This is a genomic window from Kitasatospora sp. NPDC057936, assembly GCF_042887525.1.
Classification (GTDB): Bacteria; Actinomycetota; Actinomycetes; order Streptomycetales; family Streptomycetaceae; genus Kitasatospora.
The window spans coordinates 39,428-62,979 of record NZ_JBHVPD010000048.1; the positions used below are offsets into that span (position 1 = coordinate 39,428).

General features: G+C 73.5%; 23 protein-coding genes. 11 read left to right on the plus strand and 12 right to left on the minus strand.

What is annotated here, in order from left to right:
• Positions 1-256: 256 nt before the first annotated feature.
• Positions 257-412, plus strand: coding sequence for a hypothetical protein (locus ACFVU9_RS24310; protein ID WP_380446112.1), 156 nt, complete (start codon positions 257-259; stop codon positions 410-412).
• A 33-nt stretch (positions 413-445) separates the two neighbouring features.
• Here the strand turns inward: ACFVU9_RS24310 and ACFVU9_RS24315 are convergent, their stop codons facing one another.
• Positions 446-844 (minus strand): VOC family protein, encoded by a 399-nt coding sequence (locus ACFVU9_RS24315; protein WP_380500366.1) that lies wholly within the window; start codon positions 842-844, stop codon positions 446-448.
• Between the two features lie 154 nt (positions 845-998).
• On the opposite strand from ACFVU9_RS24315, the gene ACFVU9_RS24320 reads away from it, so the two are divergent.
• Positions 999-1,325 carry a winged helix-turn-helix transcriptional regulator gene (locus ACFVU9_RS24320; protein WP_387596623.1) on the plus strand — a complete coding sequence of 109 codons (327 nt, stop codon included), beginning with the start codon at positions 999-1,001 and terminating at the stop codon, positions 1,323-1,325.
• A gap of 73 nt (positions 1,326-1,398) precedes the next feature.
• Here the strand turns inward: ACFVU9_RS24320 and ACFVU9_RS24325 are convergent, their stop codons facing one another.
• Positions 1,399-3,135: an amidase gene (locus ACFVU9_RS24325; protein ID WP_387596566.1), complete on the minus strand. Its 1,737-nt coding sequence runs from the start codon at positions 3,133-3,135 to the stop codon at positions 1,399-1,401.
• Positions 3,136-3,214: 79 nt separating this feature from the next.
• Positions 3,215-4,714: an APC family permease gene (locus ACFVU9_RS24330; protein ID WP_387596569.1), complete on the minus strand. Its 1,500-nt coding sequence runs from the start codon at positions 4,712-4,714 to the stop codon at positions 3,215-3,217.
• Between the two features lie 162 nt (positions 4,715-4,876).
• Between ACFVU9_RS24330 and ACFVU9_RS24335 the strand changes: the two genes are divergently transcribed.
• Positions 4,877-5,506 (plus strand): TetR/AcrR family transcriptional regulator, encoded by a 630-nt coding sequence (locus ACFVU9_RS24335; protein ID WP_380448534.1) that lies wholly within the window; start codon positions 4,877-4,879, stop codon positions 5,504-5,506.
• Positions 5,507-5,559: 53 nt separating this feature from the next.
• On the opposite strand, the gene ACFVU9_RS24340 is transcribed toward ACFVU9_RS24335, so the two are convergent.
• From ACFVU9_RS24340 to ACFVU9_RS24350, 3 genes are all read right to left on the minus strand, one after another.
• Positions 5,560-6,258, minus strand: a complete 699-nt coding sequence (locus ACFVU9_RS24340) for a hypothetical protein (protein ID WP_380448536.1) — start codon at positions 6,256-6,258, stop codon at positions 5,560-5,562.
• Between the two features lie 117 nt (positions 6,259-6,375).
• The gene (locus ACFVU9_RS24345; RefSeq protein ID WP_387596573.1) at positions 6,376-6,957 is read right to left on the minus strand and encodes a hypothetical protein; all 582 of its coding nucleotides are present in this window, start codon (positions 6,955-6,957) and stop codon (positions 6,376-6,378) included.
• Between the two features lie 81 nt (positions 6,958-7,038).
• Positions 7,039-7,545, minus strand: coding sequence for an HIT family protein (locus ACFVU9_RS24350; protein ID WP_380448540.1), 507 nt, complete (start codon positions 7,543-7,545; stop codon positions 7,039-7,041).
• 186 nt (positions 7,546-7,731) lie between these two features.
• On the opposite strand from ACFVU9_RS24350, the gene ACFVU9_RS24355 reads away from it, so the two are divergent.
• Positions 7,732-8,337, plus strand: coding sequence for a GNAT family N-acetyltransferase (locus ACFVU9_RS24355; RefSeq protein WP_380500370.1), 606 nt, complete (start codon positions 7,732-7,734; stop codon positions 8,335-8,337).
• An 81-nt stretch (positions 8,338-8,418) separates the two neighbouring features.
• Here ACFVU9_RS24355 and ACFVU9_RS24360 read toward each other — a convergent pair whose 3' ends face one another.
• Both ACFVU9_RS24360 and ACFVU9_RS24365 read right to left on the minus strand, forming a co-directional pair.
• Complete coding sequence (locus ACFVU9_RS24360) at positions 8,419-9,069, minus strand: response regulator (protein ID WP_380448544.1); 651 nt, start codon at positions 9,067-9,069, stop codon at positions 8,419-8,421.
• A gap of 5 nt (positions 9,070-9,074) precedes the next feature.
• Positions 9,075-10,322, minus strand: coding sequence for a sensor histidine kinase (locus tag ACFVU9_RS24365; protein WP_387596577.1), 1,248 nt, complete (start codon positions 10,320-10,322; stop codon positions 9,075-9,077).
• A 234-nt stretch (positions 10,323-10,556) separates the two neighbouring features.
• Between ACFVU9_RS24365 and ACFVU9_RS24370 the strand changes: the two genes are divergently transcribed.
• Positions 10,557-13,097, plus strand: coding sequence for an FtsX-like permease family protein (locus ACFVU9_RS24370; protein ID WP_387596580.1), 2,541 nt, complete (start codon positions 10,557-10,559; stop codon positions 13,095-13,097).
• 632 nt (positions 13,098-13,729) lie between these two features.
• Positions 13,730-14,407, plus strand: coding sequence for a DUF1062 domain-containing protein (locus ACFVU9_RS24375; protein WP_380447041.1), 678 nt, complete (start codon positions 13,730-13,732; stop codon positions 14,405-14,407).
• 65 nt (positions 14,408-14,472) lie between these two features.
• Here ACFVU9_RS24375 and ACFVU9_RS24380 read toward each other — a convergent pair whose 3' ends face one another.
• The gene (locus ACFVU9_RS24380) at positions 14,473-15,624 is read right to left on the minus strand and encodes a citrate/2-methylcitrate synthase (RefSeq protein WP_387596583.1); all 1,152 of its coding nucleotides are present in this window, start codon (positions 15,622-15,624) and stop codon (positions 14,473-14,475) included.
• Positions 15,625-15,807: 183 nt separating this feature from the next.
• Between ACFVU9_RS24380 and ACFVU9_RS24385 the strand changes: the two genes are divergently transcribed.
• Positions 15,808-17,058, plus strand: a complete 1,251-nt coding sequence (locus ACFVU9_RS24385) for a citrate synthase (protein WP_380447045.1) — start codon at positions 15,808-15,810, stop codon at positions 17,056-17,058.
• A gap of 160 nt (positions 17,059-17,218) precedes the next feature.
• Here ACFVU9_RS24385 and ACFVU9_RS24390 read toward each other — a convergent pair whose 3' ends face one another.
• Both ACFVU9_RS24390 and ACFVU9_RS24395 read right to left on the minus strand, forming a co-directional pair.
• Complete coding sequence (locus tag ACFVU9_RS24390; RefSeq protein ID WP_387596586.1) at positions 17,219-18,400, minus strand: cytochrome P450; 1,182 nt, start codon at positions 18,398-18,400, stop codon at positions 17,219-17,221.
• Positions 18,401-18,501: 101 nt separating this feature from the next.
• Positions 18,502-18,837 carry a hypothetical protein gene (locus tag ACFVU9_RS24395; RefSeq protein ID WP_387596589.1) on the minus strand — a complete coding sequence of 112 codons (336 nt, stop codon included), beginning with the start codon at positions 18,835-18,837 and terminating at the stop codon, positions 18,502-18,504.
• A gap of 208 nt (positions 18,838-19,045) precedes the next feature.
• On the opposite strand from ACFVU9_RS24395, the gene ACFVU9_RS24400 reads away from it, so the two are divergent.
• The 3 genes from ACFVU9_RS24400 to ACFVU9_RS24410 all read left to right on the plus strand — a co-directional run bounded on the left by ACFVU9_RS24400 (position 19,046) and on the right by ACFVU9_RS24410 (position 21,346).
• A complete protein-coding gene (locus ACFVU9_RS24400; protein ID WP_387596592.1) occupies positions 19,046-19,822 on the plus strand; it encodes a hypothetical protein in 777 nt (258 codons plus the stop codon).
• Between the two features lie 69 nt (positions 19,823-19,891).
• A complete protein-coding gene (locus tag ACFVU9_RS24405; protein WP_387596595.1) occupies positions 19,892-20,488 on the plus strand; it encodes an AAA family ATPase in 597 nt (198 codons plus the stop codon).
• Between the two features lie 120 nt (positions 20,489-20,608).
• On the plus strand, positions 20,609-21,346 hold the full coding sequence (locus ACFVU9_RS24410) for a hypothetical protein (RefSeq protein ID WP_387596598.1): 738 nt from the start codon (positions 20,609-20,611) through the stop codon (positions 21,344-21,346).
• Position 21,347: 1 nt separating this feature from the next.
• Here the strand turns inward: ACFVU9_RS24410 and ACFVU9_RS24415 are convergent, their stop codons facing one another.
• A complete protein-coding gene (locus ACFVU9_RS24415; protein ID WP_387596601.1) occupies positions 21,348-22,637 on the minus strand; it encodes a hypothetical protein in 1,290 nt (429 codons plus the stop codon).
• 129 nt (positions 22,638-22,766) lie between these two features.
• Between ACFVU9_RS24415 and ACFVU9_RS24420 the strand changes: the two genes are divergently transcribed.
• A complete protein-coding gene (locus tag ACFVU9_RS24420; protein ID WP_387596604.1) occupies positions 22,767-23,486 on the plus strand; it encodes a hypothetical protein in 720 nt (239 codons plus the stop codon).
• Positions 23,487-23,552: the final 66 nt, after the last annotated feature.

Genomic DNA, 23,552 nt, shown 5'->3' on the forward strand with positions numbered 1-23,552 from the left:
TCTCCGGCCGGGGCGGACGGCTCCGGGCTTCTGCTGAGGCCTCGATGCTGGTCCGGGCGGCGGCCGGGGGGACAGGACGGGGGAGCGGCCATATCTGGCCGGTCGTGCATACGGCGTCTCACCTGTGGAAACGTGACCGGGGCAGGGCCCGCGGCTGCTTTCACGGTGATTTCATCGCCGCTTCCTAACGTCGGGCCATCGGTGTTCACGGCGGCGCGATCCTCTGCGCCGGCCACTTTCGGGAAGCGGAGTCGTTGTGTCCGAGTTGCTGCACAAGCTGGTCGCCGCGGCGATCGCGGGCGGACTGATCGGTCTGGCGGGCTGGCTGGGCGCGAGGCGGCGCCAGCGCCAGGCGGCCAGGGCGGCGGAGACCGCGCAGGCCGCGGGCCGGAACGATCGCGGGACGACCTGAGCGGGGACGACCTGAGCCGGGCGGGCCGCCGGCTCAGTCCGAGCCCGGTCGGCCCGCCCGGCCCAGGATCCGGGTGATCAGTTCGGGCTTCCACTGGACGTACTCGACCTCCGCGCCGTCGGCGTGCCGGGCGTACAGGTAGGAGCCGGTCAGGCTCCGCTCCGGGCCGTGGGTGAGCGTCGCACCACGGGCGGTCAGCAGCGCCTCCACGGCGGTCAGGTCCGAGACGACCACGGTCGTGGAGGCCCGGGGGAGTCGCGCCGTCGCCTCGGGGCTGCCCGCGATCACCAGGAAGTCGCCGATCGCCGCGATCTCCACCTCCCCGAACGCGAAACGCAGGTGGGCGGGTTCCTCCACCAGCTCCACCAGCACGGCGAGCGCGGCGTCCATGTCGTCGCTCCACACCCGGCCGTAGGTCTTCAGGATGGTCATGGTCCGCCCCCTCAACTGATCGTTCCGGTCACTCGGGAACAGTAGGAGAGTTAGGGTCGACCTGGAAGAACGCACTTTCGGGTGACAGGGGAACCTTCAGGTGACCGTGGAGAGGACCTCTCCGGAGGTGACGGCCGAGGTCCGTGCGATCGCCATGTCGGTGTTCGCGCGGATCGCCGACAAGTGGGCACTGCTGATTGTCGAGGCCCTCGGGGAGCGGACGCTGCGCTTCGGCGAGCTGAAGGCCGCGGTCGACGGGATCAGCCACAAGATGCTCGGCCAGACGCTGCGCAACCTCGAACGCGACGGCATCGTCGAGCGCACTCCGTACGCCACCGTGCCACCGCGGGTCGACTACGCCCTCACCCCGGCCGGCCGTGAGCTCCAGGAGACGGTGCACGGCATCTGCCACTGGACCCGCCGGCACGCCGGCCACGTCGAGGCGTCCCGGCGCCGCTTCGACGCCCCGGACGGCGACTGAGTTCGTTCCCGTCCGCCCTGGACGGCGGCCCGTCCCCGGTTCAGGCGGGGACGGGCCGCTCGGGGTCGGGGCCTCAGGAGGCCCGCAGCCGTGGGGTGCGGGGCGGTTCCGTGCGGCGGCGCCCGGTCCTCTCGAAGGCGGCGGCGAGGCGGAGCAGCGAGTTGTCGTTGTAGGCGCGGCCCGCGAAGGTCAGACCCACCGGCATGCCGGTGTCGGTCATGGTGCCCATCGGCACGGTCACCGTCGGGATGCCGAGGTGGCGCGGTACGAGGTTGCCGTTCGCGACCCACACGCCGTTGCGCCAGCCCAGGTCGGCGGAGGCCTCGTTCACGTCCATGTCGGCCGGGCCGACGTCGGCGACCGTGGGGAAGACCACGGCGTCCAGGCCGAGTTCGTCCATCCACTCCTCCAGATCGATCCTGCGGGTCTCCTCCAGCCCGCGCAGTCCCTGTTCGAGGTGTGGGATGTCGGTGAACGCCCGGTAGGCCTGGTCGCGGACCAGTCGGGGGTAGTCGGCGATCACGTCGTCGAAGCCGGCGTAGCGGTCCGGCAGTTCGCCCGGGTGCTTGGGCCAGATCAGGGCGCCGTCGACGTCGGCGAGGGTGGGGAGCGCGGGGTCCGCGTTGGCGCGCAGGAAGTCGTCCCAGGCCCAGGCCGACAGGTCGAGGATCTCGCGGGCGAGGAAGTCGCGGCCGACCAGGCCCCGGGTGAGCAGGGAGGGCGCGCCGGGCCGGTCGGACTCGTAGTTGGTTACCACGGGGAAGTCGACCTCGACGACCTCGGCGCCGGCGGACTCCAGGTCGCGGCGGGCGGCCTGCCAGAGGGCGAGGACCGAGGCGCGCGTGTCGATCCGCTGCCCGGTCTGGCCGCCGATGCCGCCGTCCGGGTTGGTGCCCGCGTCGGGGTCGGCGTTGATGTACATCCTGGGCACGCCGACGCGCTTGCCGGCGAGCGTCGCGCGCGCCGCCGCCGTGTCCGCGGGCGCCAGGGCGGGGTACGAGGCCGGGCGGACGCGGGACGGTGCGGGCATCGGCACCCAGGGCTGGGCCCGCCACAGGTCGCCGCGGGTGTCCGGGTCGTCGGCGACGATGACGTCGAGCAGTTCGAGCAGGTCGGCCATGGTCCGGGTGTGCGGGACCACGACGTCCATGGTCGGTACGAGCGGCCAGTTGCCGCGCACCGAGATCACGCCGCGGCTGGGGGTGTAGGCGCACAGCGCGTTGTTCGAGGCGGGCGCGCGGCCCGAGGACCAGGTCTCCTCGCCGAGGCCGAACGCGCCGAACGAGGCCGCCGTGGCGGTGCCCGAGCCGTTCGAGGAGCCGGAGCCGTAGGCGCTGGTCAGCCAGTCGGCGCTGTACGGGCTCTCGGCGCGGCCGTGGACGCCGCGCTGCATGCCGCCGTTGGCCATCGGCGGCATGGTGGTCAGGCCGATGAGCACGGCGCCGGCGGCGCGCAGCCGCTCGATGGCGAAGGCGTCGCGCCGGGCTACCAGGTGCTCGAAGGCCGGCGAACCGGCGGCGGCGGTCAGGCCCTTGGCGAGGTAGCTGTCCTTGGCGGTGTACGGGATGCCGTCGAGCGGACCGAGCGTCCGCCCCTGGGCGCGGCGGGCGTCGGAGGCCTCGGCGTCGGCGCGGGCGTCCGGGTTCATCACGACGACGGAGTTGAGCGCCGTGGGGGTGCCGGGCCGGTCGTAGGCCTCGATCCGGGCGAGGTAGGCGTCGAGCAGGCCGACCGAGGTGGTCTCGCCCTTCTCCAGCGCCGCGCGCAGGTCGGCGATGCCGGTCTCGACGACGTCGAACGGGTGGGTCATGCGGGTGTCCCTAGGAATGTGAGGCGGTCGGACGGTCCGGGGCGCTCGGCCCCGGACGCGTCACGGGGTGGTCGCGGAACTACAGGACGGCCGGGGCGAGTTCGTCGGTGGAAGGGCGGTCCTGGTCGGGGTCGGGCATGCGGCGGTCGGGGCGGCGTGCCAGCAGGTAGGCGAGGCCGGCGAGGGTGACGGTACCGACGCCGAGCGGTGCCGCCCAGACCTGGTACCAGGGCGCTCCGGCCGGGGCGAGGACGGCGCGCGGCCAGCAGATGTTGACCACTTCGAAGCCGGTCCACAGCACGGCGAGGAGGTTGATCGGAGTGCCGAGGCGCCCGTAGCCGACCGCTCCGGCGGGCTTCCAGGTACCGCGCAGGCGGGCGGTCAGGGCGACGACGGTGAGCAGGAAGAACGGCACGAAGGTGGCGGCGCTGCCGAAGGTGATCAGGCTGCCGATGGCCGAGGTGCTCAGGCCGAGGGGCAGCGCGGCGCAGCTGATCACCGTGGCGGCGACGAGGCCGCCGATCGGCGCCTTGTGCCGGTTGATCCGGCGGACGTGGCGGGAGAAGGGGAAGACGTCGTCGCGGGCGAGGGAGTAGAGGCCGCGGGCCGCGCCGCCCTGGGAGGCCATGAGGCAGGCGGTGAAGCTGATCAGGACGACGAGGACGAAGGGCTTGTCGGCCCAGCCGCCGAAGGCGTGGGTGACGGCGGTGGTGACCGGGTCGAGGTCCGTGACCGCGACGACGGCGGCCGGGTCGGGGTGGGCGAGCTCGACCGAGACCGCGTTGAGGATGACGACGAGCCCGACGCTGAGCAGCGACCACCACATGGCCCTGGGGACCTGCCGGGCCGCGTCCTTGGTCTCCTCGGCGGTCGACACGCAGGCGTCGAAGCCGATGAAGGCCCAGCCGGCGACGGCCACGGCGGCGAGCAGGGCACCGGTGTCGCTGATGCCCAGCCCCTTCGGCGCGTCGAGGAAGTCGGTGAGCAGGGAGAAGCCGTGCTGCCGGAAGACCAGCAGCAGGGTGAAGCCGACCAGGACGGACGCGACGGCCTCGGCGGCGATGCCCAGGCTGACGAACCAGCGCAGGAAGTTGATGCCGTAGGTGTTGACCGCGGTGCAGAAGAGCAGGAAGCCGACCGAGACGAGGACCTGCTCGGTGGGCGTCGGGACGGCCCCGAAGAGGGCGAAGAGCCACGGGGAGGCGAGGTAGGCGACCGTGGTGTTGCCGAACATCACGGCGAACTGCCACATCCAGCCGCTCAGCCAGGCGAAGGCCGGTCTGGACAGGCGTCTGCTCCATTGGTAGGCGCCGCCGGCCAGCGGCCACTGCGAGGCGAGCTCGGAGTAGACGGCGACGACCAGGCACTGCCCGAGCAGGCACAGCGGCAGCGCCCAGATCCAGGCCCCGCCCGCGACGCTCATGCCGACCTGCACGGCGGCGTACAGCCCGACGACCGGGGAGACGACGGCGAAGCCCATGGAGATGTTGCCGAGCACGCTGAGGCTGCGCCGCAGCTCCTGCTGGTAGCCGAGCGCGGCGAGCCGGTCGGCGTCGGTCTTCTCGCCTGTGGTGCTCACGGCTGTGGTGCTCACGGCTGTGGTGCGCACGGGTGGGGTGTGCTCGGTGGGGGTGTTCTCGGCCACGAACTGCGCCCTCCAGATAAAACTAACTTAGTTAGCGACGGCTGTTGGTCTGGCACCATAGCCCCTGGACGGGGACAGCGGAAGAGGGGATTTTTGGTGGGCCGACCGAGCAGGGCATTGCTGACCCACGAGCGGATCGCGGTCGCCGCGCTCCAGGTGGTGGACGAGGAAGGTCCCGAGGGACTGACCATGCGCGCACTCGCGGACCGGCTCGGGGTCAAGGCGGCGTCGCTCTACAACCACATCCAGAGCAAGGAATCACTGGTCGACGCGGTCTCCGAGCTGGTCAACGACGAGATCGACCACGAGCCGCTCGGCGACCCCGACTGGCGCTCCGGCCTCGCCGCGTACGCGCGCGGCTACCGCGCCGTCTTCCTGCGGCACCCGAACGCCGTCGCGCTGCTCGCCCGGCGCCGCGTCGAGGCGGACAGCGCCCTGCGCGGCTACGACGCGCTGCTCGCCCTCCTGGGCAGGGCCGGCCTCGGCCCCGCGGACGCGGCGGAGGTCGCCGCGGCCCTGGACTACCTGGTTCTGGGCTCGGCGATGGAGACCTTCACCGCCGGCTTCACCCGGGAACCGGCCGCCTACCGGCCGGAGTACCCGGCGCTCGCGGACGCCCTGGACGGCTCCTTCGCCCGCGGCGGAGGCGCGACGGGCCTCGACGACCGCGGGTTCGAACTGGGCCTCGGCCTACTCCTCGACGGCGTGGAACGCCGGAGCGAGTAGGGGGAGGCAGGGGGCACCGGGCCGTGGGGCCCGGTGCCGGGCCCTGGACGGGATCACGTGGCGGGGAGGCCGTTCACCATCTCCCGGAAGCGGGTGGACGGCCGCATCATGCCGTTGTCGCCGACGTTCAGGTTCTCCAGCCAGCCGTCCCGGTACCAGAAGACCGAGGAGGTCAGCGGGGCCGGGTCGTTGATCTGGAGCTGCTTCGACAGGTCGATCATGAACCGGATCGCGTTCAGGGACGACCCGCTGCGGATCGGCGCCGCGCAGAACCCGTTGTTCGTCGGCAGGGTGACCAGCGCGCCGTGGGGCAGCTCCGCCCCGCCCAGGGCGTTCTCCAGGCGCAGTGCCTGGGCTGCGCCGGGCCACGCCCCCGTCCCGTTGACCGCGTGGAGGACGTCGCCGTTCGTCGCGTTGAAGGACTGCCGGTTGAGCTGCTCGGTGGCCAGGTTGGCGAAGGCCCGCTCCCAGAGCTCGGCCCGGCTGATGCTCCACTGGTCGGCGGCGTGCTCGGCTATCGACAGGGCGTCGGTCCTCCCGCCCCGCTTCCCGCCGTCGACGCACAGGACGACCGACAGCTCGTCGTCGACCGGCCGGGCCACGGGGTCGGGGCCCAGGGTGCGGGTGGGGGCGAACAGCAGCCGCAGCCGGTCCCGGACCTCGAAGACCGAGATCTCGGCCAGCGCCTTGCACGGGCCGTGCTGGTCGCACAGCGGCTTCGGAAGGTTCTTGCGGTTGCCGAAGAGCGGCATGGGTGGCTCCCCCGGTCGATGCGGTATCCGGACCAAGGGCACAGCATCCCACGGGAGTTCACCGCCGCACGGCGGATCTTCCGATTTCCGGACGGTGCACCGGCCAGCCGCCCGCGCTCACCTGGTGATGTCACCGTCCGGCACGTCCCGGACGGTGACGGCCTTGCGCGGCTGTCCCAGGAGCTTGGCCACGACGTCGCCGATCCCCTTGGCGTCGCCCGTCGGTTCGGGGGCCGACCCGTCGGTGTACTGCTCGATGGCCTTCTCGAAGTACGAGGGGTTCCAGGCCCCGACGGCTCCGCTGACGTCGACGGCCCGCACCGGCCGGCCGCGGACGGCACGCCTGATGGCCGGAAGGATCTCGTCCGAACGGTACTTGCCCGGCACCTGGAACAGGCTCGCGTGGCCGCCGACCTTGCCGCCGTCCCGCAGGTACACGGTGATGACCAGGCAGCTGGTCACCGACGGGTAGAGGATCGTGCCCTTCGGGCCCACCTCGGCGACCTCGCCCTCGGTGATCGAGACGCCGGCCGCCGCCGGCTGCGCGGCCCCGGGCGCACCGACCACCGCGCCGTGCGCGGCCGGGCCGGTGGCCGCCACCGCGTCGCCGCCGCCTGCCGCGCAGGTCGCCAGCACCAGCGCCGCGCCGACGGCCAGGCCGACCTTGCTGACGTACCGTTCGGACACCACGAACTCCATGACCCCACACCTCAGGAAACCGGTCTGCGTGCACCCGCGGGCACGGGCAGCGTCACATGCTCCCGAGTACGAACGGTCCCGTCAACTCGCGGGCGTGTGACGACTCGCAGGAGCGGCGGCCGACAGCACGTCGAGCTCGTGGCCGATCGCCTCGCGGAGGACATCGTGCTCGGGGCCGAGTGCGCTCGCGGGATCGCGCCAGTTGTCCCGGGGATACAGCCACACCGGGAGGCCGACGAGTGCCGGGCTCTCCCACTCGAACCGGGGCCACACGTGCGCGTGCAGGAAGCCGTCGGTGTTGCCGAGGATCTCCAGGTTCACGCGCCGGAACTCCGGGTCCAGACGCCGGCAGGCCCGCTCCACGGCCTCGCCCAGCCGGTCCATGTCCGCCAGGAAGGCCGTCCGCTTGGTCCGCGGCAGCTCGGACAGGCGCTGCACCTCGGGTTCGTCCACCAGGAGGACCGAATACCCCGGCAGGAACTGTACGTCGCCGATCACCGCGAAGCCGGCGTCAAGTCGCCGGAGCACCGTGGGATTCGCGCCTTTCAGGGCGCTGCCGATCCTGTCGTCCCGCCAGTCTTCAACCATGACAGCGCACCCTACACACGTGTGGCCGGGCAGGCGGCCGATCGCGCACGCTGACGGTCGCTCCTCACCCGAAACGTCCCGCTCGGGTGGCGTTGATCGGATGTCAACGCGCAGCTGATCTACTGCGAGCAGTACTGCGCGGGGCCTGCTCCCCGCAATCACACGACAGCTCGTTGGGGTTCGAACATGAACAGCACGTCCGTCCATCCGCCCACGGTGCTCCCGGTGCTGGAGACCGCTCTCGTCCGACTGCGGGACCACCGCGCCGACGACGTCGACGCCATGCGTTCGGTCTGGGGCGACGCGGACGGCATGCGCCACCTCTCGACCGGCGTCATGGACGACACCCGGATCCGGCGCAAGCTCGGCCAGGCCGTGGCGAGCGCCGCCGAAGTGCCGCGCCGTCAGTACCAGTTGGCCGCCTGCCTGCAGGGCGAGGACCGGCCCGTCGGCGGCATCCGCCTCGACGTCGAGGACGCCACCACCGGCTACGCCGGCGTCCTCACGATGGCCCGGCACCTGCGCGGCACCGGATGCGCCACCGACATCGGCTGGCTCATGCTCAGACTCGCCTTCGCCGACCTCGGCCTCGGCCGGGTGTGGAGCATGACGTCGCTGGAGAACGCCGACGCCGTCCGCGCGATCACGCGCTTCGGCTTCAGCCCCATCGGCGAGACCGAGCGCTACTTCCCCGAGGCCGACGTCACCATGCGCCTGGTGGTCATGGAGGTCCTCGCGGACACCTGGCGCGCCATGCCCGTCCCGGCCGGCCCCCGTCCCGGCCTCGGCTGACTGCGGCCGGTCGCGGTCCGGACCGGGAAGGCCCGCCTCCGGGCCATCGCGTCCACGGCGGCTTCTTCGAGCGCAGGACCCTCAGACCAGCCCGTGCTGCCAGGCGCGGGCGGCGACCTCGACGCGGTTGCGGGCGCCGAGCTTGCGCTGGCTGTTGGCGAGGTGCGTCTTCACCGTGGAGAGGGTCACGTGGAGGGCGGCCGCGACCTCGTCGTTGGTCAGGCCCTTCGCGACCATGGCGACGACGTCCTGCTCGCGAGGGGTGAGCGGCTCGAACGGCGGCGGAGCCACGGGCCCCGGCCGCTCACCGGCCATGTGCCGCAGCAGCCGGACGGTGACGGACGGGGAGATGAGCGAGTCGCCGACGGCGGCCGCGCGGACGGCCTCGATGAGCAGGGCCGGCGAGCAGTCCTTGAGGACGAAGCCGCACGCGCCGTTGTGCAGCGCGCGGTGGACGTACTCGTCGAGGTCGAAGGTGGTGGCGATGACCACCTTGAGCGGTCGTGCGGCGTCCGGGCCGGCCAGGAGGCGGGTGGCTTCGAGTCCGTCCATGCCCGGCATCCGGATGTCGAGCAGGCAGACGTCGGGACGCAGCCTGCGGGCCTCGGCGACGGCCGTCGTGCCGTCCGCGGCCTCGGCGACGACCTCGATGTCGGGCTGGGAGTCGAGGATCATCCGGTACGCGGCGCGCAGGGTGGACTGGTCGTCGGCGAGGAGGACGCGGATGGTCATGCCGGTCATCCTGCCAGGTGTGCCGGGGGGCGATCGGGCGTGCCGCGGCGGAGCGGGATGTCGGCGGCGACCTGCCAGCCGCCGACCGGCCCGGGTCCCGCGGTCAGGTGTCCGCCGAGCGCGTGGACGCGTTCGTGCAGCCCGAGGATGCCGAACCCGCCGCCGCGCCGGTCCGCCGACGGGCCCGCCGGGGGCTGGTCGGCGTCGTCCTGGACGCAGACGGTGAGCACGCCGGGGTCGTTGGCGGACAGGCGTACGTCGATGGTCACCGTCTCGGCCCGGGCGGCGTGCTTGCGGATGTTGGTGAGCGCCTCCCGGACGATGTGGTGGACGGTGGAGGCGATGTGGTCGGCCGGGGGGTCCGTTTCGAGCCGGGGGTCGATGGTGAGGCCGACGGCGGGGCCGGCCACGCGGAGGGATTCGGCCAGGCCGTGGAGCGCTTGCAGCCCCTCGGGGGCGTGGAGCGGGGGCCGGCGGTCCGGCCGGCGCAGCAGGTCGACCATGGCCCGCATGGAGCCGGTGGCCTGCGCGGCGGCGTCCTCGATGTTCGCCAGCGCCTGGTCGAGCACCTCCGCTGTCGGGGGGTGCCCGGAGGCCGTGATGAAGCGCACCGCCTTGACCTGTGCGGTGATGGCGGTGACGTGGTGTCCGACGAAGTCGTGCAACTCGCGGGCGAATTCGAGGCGTTGGTCGTTCAGTCGGGTGTTCTTCTCCCGCTCCCGAGTGGCGTCGAGGAGGCGCAGGTACAGGCCGAGGACGACCACCACGGGTGCGGCGAGCAGCAGGACCGGCCCGGCGTAGCCGGCCACGTGGGTGAGCTGGGAACCGGGCAGCCGCAGGAGGAGCAGGGGGGTCGCCAGCCAGGCGGCGGTGGCGAGCGGGAGCATACGTGTGAACGGCTCGTACCGGACCGTGCGGGTGACGAGGAGTAGCAGCACGCACAGCTCGACGACGCCGAAGGTGTGCTCGGGGCGGTGCCGCAGCTGGCTCGTGACGAGGGACAGAGCGGCGGAGGCGGCGACCGCGGCCCACCCGACGCGCAGGAGGCGGCGGGGCGGCGAGAGCAGCGCGGCGAGGCACAGCAGGCCGGTGGCGACCGTGGCGACGGTGGTGGGCGGGAAGCCGGTGTCGAGCGCCTCGGTGACGATCGCGGCCACGGCCAGGACCACGACACCGACGGTGGCACCGATGGCGGGGCCGCTGCGGGTGGAGGCCCACGAGGCGAAGTCGGCGCGTGTCGGGAGGGGGATCATGACGATCAACCGTACGCGGCTGCACAGGTCCGGCGCCTCCACCGTTTGACCGAGGCGGATGCCCGGGCGGTCGGCCGGACGGCTGTTACGGGCGGGCGGACGGCGCGGACAGGATCGGTGACGTCGATCTGCCGTCCGCCCCGGGGACTTCGGAGTTCCATGTCTCGCACACCCATCTCTTGCACACCCATGCCTCGCAAGCCCGTCCTCTGTAAGCCCATCTTCCGCAAACCCATGCTTCGCGCAGCCTGGCGCACCGTCCGCGCCCACAAGTCCCGCATGGGGCTGACCGCGCTGGCGGTCGCGGTCGGCGTCGCCTTCGTCACGGGGATCCTGCTGGTCACCGCCACCGTGTCGGATGCCCTCACCGGGGCCTCCCGGCAGACGTACGCGCACACCGACGTGGTCGTCCGCCCGGACACCGGAAGCGTCGGTGCGCCGTCCGACCTGGGCGAGGCCGAGCTGCAGCGGGTGCGGGGCCTTCCCGAGACGGGCCGGGTCATCCCGGCTGTCTCCGGGTACACGGCGCTCGGCTGCCCGGACGGGCGTTCCGCCGACCGCGGCGGCCCGGCCGTCGGGGCGGGGTACGGCGGGTCCGACCCGCGGTACTCGTTCACCGGCGGCCGCCCGCCCACGGGCGGCGACGAGATCGCCGTCGACGAGGCCGCCGCCGCGCGCTGCGGCTACCGCGTGGGGGACGCCGCATGGATCTCGGTGGACGGCCCCGGCCTCACCGCGCGCATCAGCGGCGTCTTCACCACCCGCGCGGAGCCCGCCGTCACCGACGGCGGGAGCGTGGTGCTGTTCGACACCGCGACGGCGCAGCAGCACTTCACCGGCCCCGGCCGCTACAGCGAGTTCCACGTGAAGGCCGCGCCCGGCGCCACCGCCGAGCGGCTGCGGCAGGCGACGAAGCAGGCCGTCCCGGGCGCCACCGTCCTGACGGCGGACGTCCTCACCCGCGATCGGGCGTTGCGCGCCGAGAACCAGGTCTCCTCACTGCGCACCACGTTGCTGTCCTTCGCCGCCGTCGCGCTGTTCGTCTCCTGCTTCCTGATCGCCAACACCTTCGGCATGCTCGTGGCCCAACGGACGCGCGAGGTCGGCCTGTTGCGGGCGATCGGGGCCTCGCGCCGGCAGGTAGGGCGCCTGGTGCTGGCCGAGGCGTTCCTGGTCGGGCTGGCGGGCTCGCTGGTGGGGGTCGCGGCGGGCGTCGGCGTCGGGGAGGTGCTGCGCCCGATCGCCGGTGGCCTCGGCAAGGGCGGTCCGCTGCCGACCGGGGACGCGCTCAGCCTGCCCGCGTACGCGCTGCTCGTCCCGCTGGCCACCGGGGTGTTGACCACGGTGGTCGCCGCCTGGCTCCCGGCGCGGCGGGCCGGACGGATCGCGCCGCTGGCCGCGCTGCGCGTCGCGGAGGCTCCGCTTCGGGAGGGGGTCGGGAGGCGACGCGTGCTCGCAGGTGTGGTGCTGGCCGCCGGTGGTGCGGCCGGCCTGCTGAGCGGGGCGAGCAGCGACCGCATCCAGGAGGGCGCGCCCGTACTGGCCTTGGGCGCCGTGCTGGCGGCCGGCAGCCTGCTCGCGCTCATGCCGACGCTGGTCGGGCCGCTGCTCGCGGTGGTCCGACCGCTCCTCGGTCGTGCGGGGATCGGCGCGCGGCTCGCCGAACGCAACAGTGCCAGCAATCCGCGCCGCGTGTCCGCCCCGGCCGCGTCGCTGGTCATCGGCGTGAGCCTGGTGACCACCCTCACGGTCGTCGCCGCCGGCGGCCTCGCGGCGGCGGACGCCGCGGGCGCGCACGTGCTCAAGGCGGACTACGTGGTGTCGATGCGGAGCCTGGACGCTCAATCGGCGGTGGTGGAACGGACGTTGGCCGCCAGCGCCGAGGTCGCCGCCGTCGCGGCGCTACGGGAGGTGGAACTGACGGTCGACGGGGTGCGCGCGTTCGGCCTCGCCCTGCCGTCGAACGCCGTGCGGGACATGCTGCGGCTGCGCATGAGTGGGGGAGCGGCTGACATCGGCGCTGGAAACGTGCTGGTGCCGGCCGGCTACGGCCGGGCGGTCGGAAGTACGGTGCACGCGCGTCTGGTTGACGGGCGGGCTGCCGAGTTGACGGTCGCAGGGGTCTACGAGCCCAACGCGCTGGTGAGCGGCTTCCTGGTCGATGCCGCCGCCTTTCCTGTGGATGCCTTTCCTGTCGGTGCCGTTCCTGTCGCTGCCTCTCCGGCCGGTGCCGTCCGGAGCGTGCTCGTCCGTACCCGTGACCACCCGAGCCCCGGGCTGCGCCGCACCCTCGCCCACGCCCTCGGCGACAGCCCCGCCCTGCGCATCGACAGCAGCGACGACCTGGCCCGCGCCGCCGCCGACGACACCGACCGCATGCTCGACCTGCTCTACGCCCTGCTCGGCCTCTCCATCGGCGTCGCGCTCCTGGGCGTCGTCAACACCCTGGCCCTGTCCGTCACCGAACGCCGCCGCGAGATCGGCATGCTGCGGGCCATCGGCCTGACCCGGGCGGGCGTGCGCGCCATGGTCCGCGCCGAGGCCCTCATCATCGCCGTTCTCGGCGGCGCCCTCGGCCTGGCCCTGGGCCTCCTCGTCGGCTGGGCGAGCGGCGAGGCGATCGCACGCCACACGCCCGGCTTCCGCCACAGCGTGCCCGTGCTGCGCCTCGCCGTCCTGCTGGCCGCGGCGGCGGGAGCGGGCCTCCTGGCCTCCCTGTGGCCGGCACGCCGGGCGGCCCGGACCCCGGTCCTGGCGGCCATCGGGACGGAGTAGCTGCGCGTAGGAAGAAGGGCTGCACCCGCTTGTCCAAGGGGCTGCCGGCGCCGGCCGGAAACCGAATCTCGTCGCATCAGAAGGGACACCGAACACATGCGCCGCCTCTGGCGAATCCCCGTCCTGCTCCTGGCGGAGGCGGTGACGGCCGCCGCCGTGACCATCCCCGTCCTGTGGGCGTACGGCTGGAACCGCTTCCGAAAGCCGCCCCTGCCGCCGCTGGGCAGGATCGCACCTCCGGACCGCCGGTCCGGTGCTCCGGCTGACGGACCGTAACGCCGGGAGGCCGCCGTTCCCCGAGGTGGGGACGGCGGCCTCCGCTGCTTCACGACATGGGCCATTTCCCGGAGGACCTTCTCCCGGAGGACCTGTGCCCAGAGGACCTGCTCCCAGAGGACCTGCTCCCAGAGAAAAAGGAGTTGCCCGAGGGGCGCGGCCTCGATGAGGATCGGGCCATGGACTTTTAGCGGTTGCCACGTAGCTGTCACCAACCCGTCGCGCGGGTTGGCACCCGGGCCTGAGCACTCGGCCCTGGGGTGACCACCCGCGCTCACGTGTGCATCCGTCATGTCCGGGAGAGCTGCGGCTCGGCCTGCGAGCGCTCCTGGTGAGTCCTGAAAGCAACCACATTCATGAATACCGACCGCAAGGCCCTGTGGGCCGTGCGTCAGTCCGCCCTGCCCACCGTCGTTCGGCCCTGCCCGGACTGCTCCGGTGTGCGGCACCGCGCCTCGGGGAAGATCCGGGTCAATGCGAGCGGGAAGCTCCTCGACGTCTGGCTGCTGCTGAGCTGCGCGTCGTGCGACCGGACCTCGAAGGTGCCCGTTCACGAACGCGTCCACGTGTCGTCGCTCGAACCCGCCCGCCTGGTGGCGTACGAGAACAACGACCCCGCCGTGGTGCGGGAGTTGACGATGAGTGCGTCGCTCGCCGCGAGGAACGGGTACCGCCTCGACTGGACCGGCACCTGGGACGTCGAGGCGCGCACGCCCCTCTACGCGCTCGACGACCCCACGCCGCTCAAGGTGCTGGTCGGCTTCGAGCTGCCCGCGCCGGTTCGGGTCGAGCGGCTGCTCATGCTCGGGCTCGGCCTCAGCCGCGGTGCCGTGCGACGCATGGTCCGGGACGGGCGCATCCGGCTGCCGTTCGCTCCGGATGCCAAGGCGCACCGGGACTTCGAGTTCACCGTCCACGGGCCCGGGTCCGTCGATGCCGCGAAGCACCCGAAGGCCGTTGACGTGCAGATGAGTTCCGTCGGGTCGCCCGATACGTCGCCGTACCTGCCGCGCTCTACGGCGGTCGGCGCGTAGCGGAACGACGGCAGGGCCTCCTCTCCCCCGATCAGGAGGCCCTGCCTGTCGTGTCCGCCCGCCGCTCAGGCCGTCGGCAGCGGCTGCGGGGCAGCCGGGCCGGTGTAGCGGGCGGCCGGGCGGATGATCTTGGGGTCGGCGGCCTGTTCCAGGATGTTGGCGCTCCAGCCGATCGCCCGGGCCGCGGCGAAGGTGGGGGTGAACATCTCCCTGGGCAGGCCGCACAGGTGCATCACCACGCCCGCGTAGAACTCGACGTTGGTGTGGAGTTCGCGGCCCGGCTTCAGCTCGGCCAGGATCGCCTCGACCCGGGCCTCCACCTGGACGGCGAGCTCGACCAGCTCGCCGCCGAAGGACTCGGCGACGCCGCGCAGCATGCGGGAGCGGGGGTCCTCGGTGCGGTAGACGGCGTGGCCGAAGCCCATGATCCGGTCGCCGGTGAGCACGTGCTCGCGGATCCAGCCGTCGATCCGTTCCGGGGTGCCGATCGCGTCCAGGGTGTCGAGGGCGCGGCTCGGCGCGCCGCCGTGCAGCGGCCCGGAGAGCGCGCCGAGGCCGCCGACCAGGCAGGCCACGAGGTCGGCTCCGGTGGAGGCGATCACGCGGGCGGTGAAGGTCGAGGCGTTGAAGCCGTGGTCGACCGTGGAGATCAGGTACTGCTCGATCGCCCGGGCCTTGGCGGGCTCGGGCTCCTCGCCGGTCAGCATGTAGAGGTAGTTGGCCGCGTAGCCGAGGTCCTCGCGCGGTTCTATCGGCTGCTCGCCCTGCTGCAGCCGCTGGAGCGCGGTGAGGATGGTGGGTACCAGTGCGGTGGCGAACAGCGCGTCCTCGACCCGCTGTTCGGGCGCGGTGTCGTAGAGCGGCCGGACGCCCCGGTCGGCCGCGGCGACCGTGAGCGCGGCGCCCAGGGCGCCGAGCGGGCCGCCGTGGGCGGTGCTCGCCGCCAGTGCGGGCAGGAGCGGGCGCAGCGCGTCGGGCAGGCGGCGCAGCGGGGTGGTGCGGGCGAGGAAGGCGGCGCGGCCGGCGGCGTCGGGCAGCTCGCCGAGGAGCATCAGGTGCCAGACGTCCTCCAGGGTGCGCTGCTCGGCGAGGTCGATCGCCGAGTACTGGCGGTAGCGGTAGAAGCCCTCCAGCCCTCGGACGTCGCCGAGTTCGGTCTCGGTGACGACGACGCCCTTGAGGCCGCGCGGGACCTCGATCTCGGTGGTGCTCGGCATGGCAGTGGCCCTTCTCGTGCGTGCTTCGTGCCAGGTGGTGGGTGTTTCCGGCGACGTTCTGTACTCTCCGACTGTTGATCTATGTTGTCAACGTTGATTGAAATCAATGTGGAATCCTGTGGATCATCATCAAGGCATGCGGACACAGGGCGCAGGTACCCGATCGGAGGGCGAGGGCAGACCATGGCCGAACGCTTGACCACCCAGCAGGTCGCCGAGCAGCTCGGCGTCAAGGTGGAGACGGTGTACGCCTACGCCAGCCGCGGACAGCTCAGCAGCGAGCGGGCCCCGGGCGGCAAGGGCAGCACCTTCGACGCCCGCGAGGTCGCCGAGCTGGCCGCCCGTGGCCGCCGCGCCCCGGTGCGCCCGGCTCCGGGCGAGGCTCCCGCCGCCGCATCGTGGGGCAGCGAACCGGTCGCGGTGCGGACCGGGCTGACGCTGATCGAGAACGGTCGGCTCTACTACCGCGGCCGGGACGCCGTCGAACTGGCCGCCCGGTACGGCTTCGAGGCCGCGATCGGCTGGCTCTGGGGCCTGGGCACCGACGCCCCGGTGGAGCTGCGGGTGCCGCCCGCCACCGCCGAGGCGCTGGCCCGCGCCGCCGCCGCGTTGCCCGAAGGGATCCGGCTGCCCGACCGGCTCCGGATCTCGGCGACCGTCGCCGCCGCGCTCGACCCGCTGCGCTTCGACCTGCGCGAGCGGACCGTCCACGCCGCCGGGGCGGCGCTGATCGCCGGGATGGTCGAGGCGCTGCCCCGCACCGCGCCCGATCCGGACCCCGGCCCCGGGTCTTCGCTGGCCGCGCGGCTGTGGAGCCGGCTGGCCACGGCCGCGCCCACGCCGGAGGCGCTGTCCTGCCTGGACCGCGCCCTGGTCCTGCTGATCGACCACGAGCTGGCGGTCTCGACGGTGGCGGCCCGGCTGGCGGCGTCGGCGCGGGCGCATCCGTACGCCGTGGTCTCCGCCGGACTCGGTGCCACCGACGGTCCGCTGCACGGCGCCGCCAGCCCGCTCGCGCACCGGATGCTCGCCGAGGTGCTGGCCGACGGCGCCGTGCCGGTGGTGTCCGACTACCTGCGCACCGGCCGGCCGATCCCGGGGCTCGGCCACCGGCTCTACCCGGAAGGCGATCCGAGAGCGGTCGCGCTGCTCGACGCGGTCCGTCGACTCGATGGCGGTGCGGCCGTGGTGGCCGCCGTCGCCGCGGTGGAGGCGGCCGCGGGCCCGGCCGGGCGGCCGGAGCTGCGGGCCAACATCGACCTGGCGCTGGCCGCCATGGCGCTGACGGCCGGGCTCCCGGCGGAGGCCGGCGAGGTGGTCTTCGCGGTGGCCCGCACCCCGGGCTGGCTGGCGCACGCGGTGGAGGAGTACGGCGAGGAGCCACTGCGGATGCGGGCCCGGGCCGGGTACGTCGGGCCGCGCCCGCAGGCGTAGGACGGGTCTTCCCTTCCGGTCTTCCGGCCCGGGTGCCGGAAGACCGCGACGCCCCTCGCTCGGCGCCGAGGCGGTCCTGGACGGCCGACGCCCGGACGGCCTCGAAGCGGGCCGGACGCTCGGCAAACACGCCCTCGATCCCTGGGGCTAGCGTCGCCGCCTACGGCACGACGGGCAGCGACTCCAGCCCGTGGACGAGCCGCGAGTGCCGCCAGCGAAGTTGGTCGGCCGGCACGGCGAGGCGCAGGCCGGGGAAGCGGGCCAGCAGGACGCGCAGCGCGGTCGCCACCTCGGTGTGCGCGAGGGGTGCGCCGAGGCAGCGGTGGATGCCGTGGCCGAAGGCCAGGTGCGCGTGGGCGTCCGCCCGGTCCAGGTCGAGCCGGTCCGCGTCCGCGAAGCGGGCCGGGTCGCGGTTGGCGGCGCCCGGGCTGACGAACACCGGGCTGCCGGCCGGGACGTCCGTCCCGCCGATCCGGACCGGTTCGGGGGCCCAGCGCCAGGTGGCGACGGTGACCGCCGAGTCGTGGCGCAGGAGTTCGTCGACGGCGCCGTCGATCCGGCCCGGGGCCGTGTGCAGCAGCTCCAGCTGGTCGGGGTGCCGGAGCAGGGCCAGGACGGCGTTGCCGATGGCGGCGGTGGTCGTCTCGTGCCCGGCGACCAGGAGCAGCACCGCCAGCGAGACCAGTTCCCGCTCGGTCAGCCGGTCGCCGTCGCCGTCCCGGGCGGCGACCAGCGCGGAGAGCAAAGCGTCGTCCGGGGTGCGGCGCTTGGCCGCGACGAGCCCGGTCATGTAGTCGGCGAGCGTGTGGGAGGCGGCGTCGGTGCGGGCGTGGTCGCCGGCGGCGAACAGGTCCGTCGACCACGCCCGGACGGCGTCCCGGTCGGCGGCCGGGACACCGAGGAGCTGGCAGATCACCGTGACGGGCAACGGGACGGCGAGACCCGCGATGAGGTCCACCTCCTCCCCGGGCGTCCACGCGTCGAGGAGGGTGTCGGCGAGGCCGTGGACGTACGGGCGCAGGCGGTCGACGGCACCGGGGGTGAACGCCTTCGTGACCAGCCGCCGCAAGCGGGTGTGGTCCGGCGGGTCCGTGGCCAGCATGTTCTGCGAGACGGCGGGGTGGACGTCGCGCCCGGTCTCCTTGCCGGCGAAGAAGCGCGCGGTGTCCTTCGACAGCCCGGGATCGGCCAGCGCCTGCCGTGCCTCGGCGTAACCGGTCACGACGTAGCCGGCCCGGTGCCCGCTGCCCGGGAGCTTCTGCACGGCGGCTTGGCTGCGGAGCGCCGCGTACGTCGGGTACGGGTCCCGGAAGAATCCGGGGTCCTGGAGGGGCGTGCTCATGGTCGTCCGTTCGCGGTCGCAGGAACCAAGGGAGGCCACCGTGCCGGTCGGACGGCGCAGCGTGGGACCGAGCGTAGCGACGTCGGCTCCGCCGCGATCGTTCACCGGGCCCGCGGGCCACGGCGTTTGACGCCGTGCGGACGCCGGGACGGCGGACACCACAGTCGACGCCGCCGGGCGGACCGGCAGCGGACGGGGTTGTCGCAGCACTGCCGCAGGATGTGGACGCGCTGGCCCGGGCCTTGATGGCGGGACGGTCCTCCGGCCGCCGAACCGGCCGTCGGGATGGCGGCGATGAAGACGATCAGGCCGGCGAGCAGCCCGATCAGCGCCGCGTCGCGGACGGATGCCGGAGTGATCCGCGTGTGCCGCCGTCCGTGAGCCGCTCCGCCCGGCTCGGCCGGTACGTCGTCGTCCCGGGCCCTCCCACGGCGCATGCGGGCGCTCCTTCCGTTCCATTTTCTGACCGGGTCATGCCGAGAGTATCGATCTGCGTTCGCCTCGGCACGGTCGGCGTCGTCAGGACCTTCAGGGGGAACTCACCGGGGGAGCCGACAGCCGTACCGGTGACGAACCGGACGATGCCGCATCCTGACCGGACCTGATCGCACCTGACCGCACCACTGAGTCGAGAGGGAGACGCCGTTGCGTATCACCGACGCCCGCACGGGCCGGCACAGCGAGATCCGCCCCCGCCGGACCGGACTCCTGCGCGTGACCGTCGACGTGGGAGAGCAGGGCCGGCCGTTCCGGCTCGGTGATCTGCGCGCCCTGCTGGTCGGTGACGTCCTGGCGCGCACCTGCGAGACGCACGGCCTCCAGGTGCTGACCGAACTCGCCGTCCCGAACGGTTCCGACGGCCCGGACGACCAGCTCCGGGCCCTCCGCATCGCCGCCGACCGACTCGGCATCCACCCGCCCGTCCACCTGCACGGGCGCGCGGACGCGCAGGACCGGCCGGTCGCCGACCTGACCGTCACCAGTCGCCCCGACGCCGAACCCGAACCGTCGGCCGCCCTCCTCCTGCTCACCGGTCCCGTGGCCGAGGACCTGCCGACCCCGGCCCTCACTCCCGAGGACGACCCCCTCGCGCTGCGCCTCGCCCTCCTCGAACACGCCGTCACCACCCCGGTCCGGCTCACCGCCGACACCCTGGCGGACGCCGCCGAGAAGCTGACCCGCTGGCGCGCGCTCGTCGCCGACCTCGCCTCCATGCCCTCCGGCGCGCCGGCGGCCGACATGGTCCAGGCGAGCTTCGACGGCCTCGACGAGGACCTCGACGCCCGGGTCGCGCTGCGCGCACTCGACGCTCTGGAGGCCCGCACCGACCTGTCGCCCGGCACGCGCTTCGAGACCTTCGTGCGGCTCGACCAGGTCCTCGCCCTCGAACTCGGCCGCGACATCGGCCGCGGGCCGCACTGAGCGCGCGCCCCCTCGCGTGGAGGTCAAAATCGGGGGCGGAGCACCGGCCGAACGTGACACGGTGGCGGCGTGAACCCACCGAGCTTCGAGCAGACCGGTCCCGCCGGCGGCCAGGTGATCCTCCTGACGGGCCCGCCCGGAGCCGGCAAGAGCACCGTCTCGGCGCTCCTCGCCGACCGCCTGACCCCGAGCGTCCACCTGCGCAGTGACGACTTCTGGCGCTACATCAAGCAGGGTCGGCTCCCGGCCTACCTGCCCGAGGCCCACCGGCAGAATCAGGTGGTCCTGGAGGTCCTGGTCGCGGCGGCGTTCGGCTACGCCGCCGGCGGCTACCACGTGGTGTACGACGGCGTCGTGGGCCCCTGGTTCATCGACCTCTTCCGCGCCGCGGCCAAGGAGCGGGCCGTGCCGCTGAGTTACGTCATCCTGCGTCCGGACGAGCACACCACACTGGGCCGGGCGACGAGCCGCACTGGCGACGACGCCCTGACCGACCCGGACCCGATCCGGTCGATGCACGCCCAGTTCAGCGACCTGGGTGCCTACGAGCCGAACGTCCTGGACTCCGGCCGCCTGACGGCGGAGGCGACTGCCGACCGCGTCCTGGAGGGCCTCGCGAGGGGCACCTACCTCCTCGACCCCGACAGCCCGGTCCACAGCTCCTGACGATCGGGTCGGTTCCATCGGGGGGCAGCAGGACTCCGGCGTCATTATCGTCCGAGCGACGAGAAGTGTTATCGTCCATCTGACGTTAATGCTGAAGGCCGCCTGCCCCAGGAGGACGCCGTGGACGAACAACGGCCCTGCAACACCGTTTTCACGCCGGGCTGCGAGCGGGTGCTCGAAGGCCCTGACTGGTACCACCCGGAGGAGTGGATCGAGGACTGCGGCCGGCGAAGCGGGCCGAGCCTCCGGGACGACCTGCCGGAACACCTCCTGCGCACGCTCGCGGAGAGCCCGGCCTCCGACGTCCGCGTCGCGGTGCTGGCCCACCCCGACGTGCCGTCCGACCTGGTGGACCGGATGCTCGGCGATCCGGACTGGGACGTGCGGCGCGGCGCCGTCGGCCGGACCCGGGACGCCATAGCCCTACGGGCGGCGGCCCGCGACGAGTGGACCGTGCGCGTCGCCGTGGCCGCCAACCCCCATGCCCCCGCCGAGCTCCTGGACGAGCTCGCCCGCGACCGGGACCAGCAGGTGCGCGTCTCCGCCATCTGCAACCCGTCGGCGCCGCCCGAGCTGGTCACCGCCGCCGCCCGTAAGCGGTTCGACCCCGTCGTCCGCCGGTGGGCCCTGTGGGCGACGACCAGCCGGCGGCTGATGCGGGCCGCGGCGACGTCCGCCGACACGGAGAACCGTCGCTGGCTGGCCGGCAACCGAAACCTCCCGCCCGACGTGCTCACGGCCCTCGCCGAAGACCCGTCACGCGACGTCCGCTACGCAGTGGCCACCAACCCGGCCTGCCCGCCGGACCTTCGGAATCGGCTTGAGGCCACGCTCGATCGCAGGGCGGGGGGCAACTGAGTCAGGGGTCTGCCCCGGCGTCCCGGACCACGGGATGCACGGGGCCGGTCGTGCAGCCCAGATGCCGACGGGCCGTTTCCCGGACTACGCCCGCGAGCGGATCGGCGGAGAGCACGGCGAGCCGGCCCCGGGCGGACGGCGTGTCGGGGGAGTGGTGGCAGGCGGCGTTCTGGACACCGGGTTCGCAGTCGTCGAGCCCCTCCTCGGTGAAGTCGTCCGCCGTTGCCACGGGTGCGCAGCCGCGCAGGCCTTCGAGGAACGCCTCACGCGCGTACGAGTGGATCGTCGACTCCCAGGCATGGACGAGGACCCCGGTTGCCCCGGCCGCGCCGAGCCTCCCGAGCCCACGGGCGGGGGACTCGGCTGCGCACCACTCGCCCTCGTCAATGGCCTTGATGAGGACGTCCAGGAGGTACGGGCCGTCCTCGGGTTCGCCGAACTCGGAGAGGACCGTGACGGCGAGTTGCCGGAGCGTGTCGTCGCCGCTGCCCGCCCACGCACGGGCTCGGGTGACGGCAGCGCCGCCGAGGTGGCGCAGGCCGCGGGCGATGCCGGGTGCGTAGCCGGCCGCGTTTCGCAGGGTGGCGTCCTCGGCGAGGTCGAGGAGGACCAAGTCGCCGCGTCGGCCGAGCTCCTGGAGAGCGAGACGGTTGCCACGTAGGACCCCCAGCAAGTCGGCGGTCCCAGTGCCCGAGAGGTCGGGCGGAGCGGGGCGGTGGGGCGCTTGTGACTCCGTGTCACCGAACTCGCCGAGGAGACTCCGCACGCGCGGCTGGGTGCGCGCCCAGGACGCCCACGGTTCGGACATCGTCTCCGCAGCTTCGGCGAGCTCGGCGTCGTCGCGGTGGGCGAGGACGTCCGCGTCGAGGCCGTTCCAAAGCTCCGGGAGCGCGTCCCAGGCCGTGCTGTTAGCGATCGAAGCCAGCGCGGTGTCCCAGTGCCGGCCGTGTACGGCGTAGCGGCGCAGCACCGGCACCACGTCGTGGCGCCCGAGGAGGGGCAGTTGTGCGAGGACGTCGAGAGCCGGTTCGATCCGGTCGGCGTCCCCGCCGTCGTAGGCGAGGACGAACCGTTCGATGGGTTCGAGTGGCAGCGCCAACCGGTGGATCAGCCGGGCGAGGTAGGCGGACCGCTCCTCGGTCTGCCGGTCCCACCGGCTGTCGGTGAGGACGCACGCGTACACGAGGTCGGCAGCGCCCGGGGTGCTCAGGGCGCCGGTGGCGCCGAGGCCCCGCCCCCGCTGGAGTTGGCCGAGGAGGGTGGACGGGGCGGCGTACGTGAATTCGCTCATCGGCGCACGAGCATTCCGTGATCGGGGCCCGGTCTCCAGCGGATTTCGGTGGTGGCCGGGCGCGGTTGCTTGTGTGATGGGATGTGCGCACGGGTCGGGGGAAGGGCGGGTGTGATGGGCGGGCATGGGATGCACGAGACCGATCTCGCGCCGCGATCGCTGCGGACGCGCGCCCTCGTGGCGGAAACCGGTCGGGCCCGGGAGCTTCTGGCCGCCGGCGAGTGGCGTCCCGCCGTTGCGGACGCCGAAGCGGCGGCGGCCGTGCTGGCCCGGCTTCAAGCCCCGCTCCCGGCCCGGCGCGGGGCCGCGCGCACGCTGGTGGCCGCGGACCGCGACCGGCGGCTCCAGCGCCTGCTGCGCGCGACCCTCCACCACCTGGACGCGGGCGCCGTCAGCCCGCCCGCAGCCGCCCTCCTGGCCGCCGTCGCGCGCGCGTTCCTGCCCTGGCATGCCACCCCGAACCCGTCGGCCCCGGCAGCGGCCCGGGCGTACGGGACGCCGGCCGGCCCGGCCGCACCGCCGACGGAGGCCGGTGAGGCCCTGATCCCCGAACTGGCCTCCCTGTTCGCCCTGCTGGCCTCGACGAGGCGGCCCGGGACTCCACCGATCACGCCCCCGGTCGAGCCCTGGCAGGCCCGGTACGCGGGCCGCTTCCGCCGTTACGGCAGATCGGCCCCCGGGGTGTGGACCGCGGAGACCGTCGCCTGTCCGGCCTGCGGAGGTACGGCCGGGCCGTGGGCGGTGGCCTGCGACTGGCGCCTGATCGCGCTGGGCTGCCCGTGCGGTGAGACGACCCGTGAACACGGCCTCGCCTTCTCCGAGGTCTGGCTCCTCCTGCCGGACGCGTGATCAGCCCGTGTGGGAGAACACAAAGCGGCGGGGGGGTGTGTGCCCCCCCCCAAAACACACCGACGA

Coding starts and splice junctions, on each gene's coding strand:
- ACFVU9_RS24340 (WP_380448536.1), bottom strand. CDS start 6,258: ATGCCGCTCTTCGGCAACCGCAAGAACCTTCCGAAGCCGCTGTGCGAC.
- ACFVU9_RS24385 (WP_380447045.1), top strand. CDS start 15,808: ATGGCCGAACGCTTGACCACCCAGCAGGTCGCCGAGCAGCTCGGCGTC.
- ACFVU9_RS24365 (WP_387596577.1), bottom strand. CDS start 10,322: ATGATCCCCCTCCCGACACGCGCCGACTTCGCCTCGTGGGCCTCCACC.
- ACFVU9_RS24395 (WP_387596589.1), bottom strand. CDS start 18,837: ATGCGCCGTGGGAGGGCCCGGGACGACGACGTACCGGCCGAGCCGGGC.
- ACFVU9_RS24360 (WP_380448544.1), bottom strand. CDS start 9,069: ATGACCATCCGCGTCCTCCTCGCCGACGACCAGTCCACCCTGCGCGCC.
- ACFVU9_RS24315 (WP_380500366.1), bottom strand. CDS start 844: ATGACCATCCTGAAGACCTACGGCCGGGTGTGGAGCGACGACATGGAC.
- ACFVU9_RS24390 (WP_387596586.1), bottom strand. CDS start 18,400: ATGAGCACGCCCCTCCAGGACCCCGGATTCTTCCGGGACCCGTACCCG.
- ACFVU9_RS24350 (WP_380448540.1), bottom strand. CDS start 7,545: ATGGTTGAAGACTGGCGGGACGACAGGATCGGCAGCGCCCTGAAAGGC.
- ACFVU9_RS24325 (WP_387596566.1), bottom strand. CDS start 3,135: ATGACCCACCCGTTCGACGTCGTCGAGACCGGCATCGCCGACCTGCGC.
- ACFVU9_RS24370 (WP_387596580.1), top strand. CDS start 10,557: ATGCTTCGCGCAGCCTGGCGCACCGTCCGCGCCCACAAGTCCCGCATG.
- ACFVU9_RS24420 (WP_387596604.1), top strand. CDS start 22,767: ATGCACGAGACCGATCTCGCGCCGCGATCGCTGCGGACGCGCGCCCTC.
- ACFVU9_RS24345 (WP_387596573.1), bottom strand. CDS start 6,957: ATGGAGTTCGTGGTGTCCGAACGGTACGTCAGCAAGGTCGGCCTGGCC.
- ACFVU9_RS24355 (WP_380500370.1), top strand. CDS start 7,732: ATGAACAGCACGTCCGTCCATCCGCCCACGGTGCTCCCGGTGCTGGAG.
- ACFVU9_RS24320 (WP_387596623.1), top strand. CDS start 999: ATGTCGGTGTTCGCGCGGATCGCCGACAAGTGGGCACTGCTGATTGTC.
- ACFVU9_RS24375 (WP_380447041.1), top strand. CDS start 13,730: ATGAATACCGACCGCAAGGCCCTGTGGGCCGTGCGTCAGTCCGCCCTG.
- ACFVU9_RS24415 (WP_387596601.1), bottom strand. CDS start 22,637: ATGAGCGAATTCACGTACGCCGCCCCGTCCACCCTCCTCGGCCAACTC.
- ACFVU9_RS24380 (WP_387596583.1), bottom strand. CDS start 15,624: ATGCCGAGCACCACCGAGATCGAGGTCCCGCGCGGCCTCAAGGGCGTC.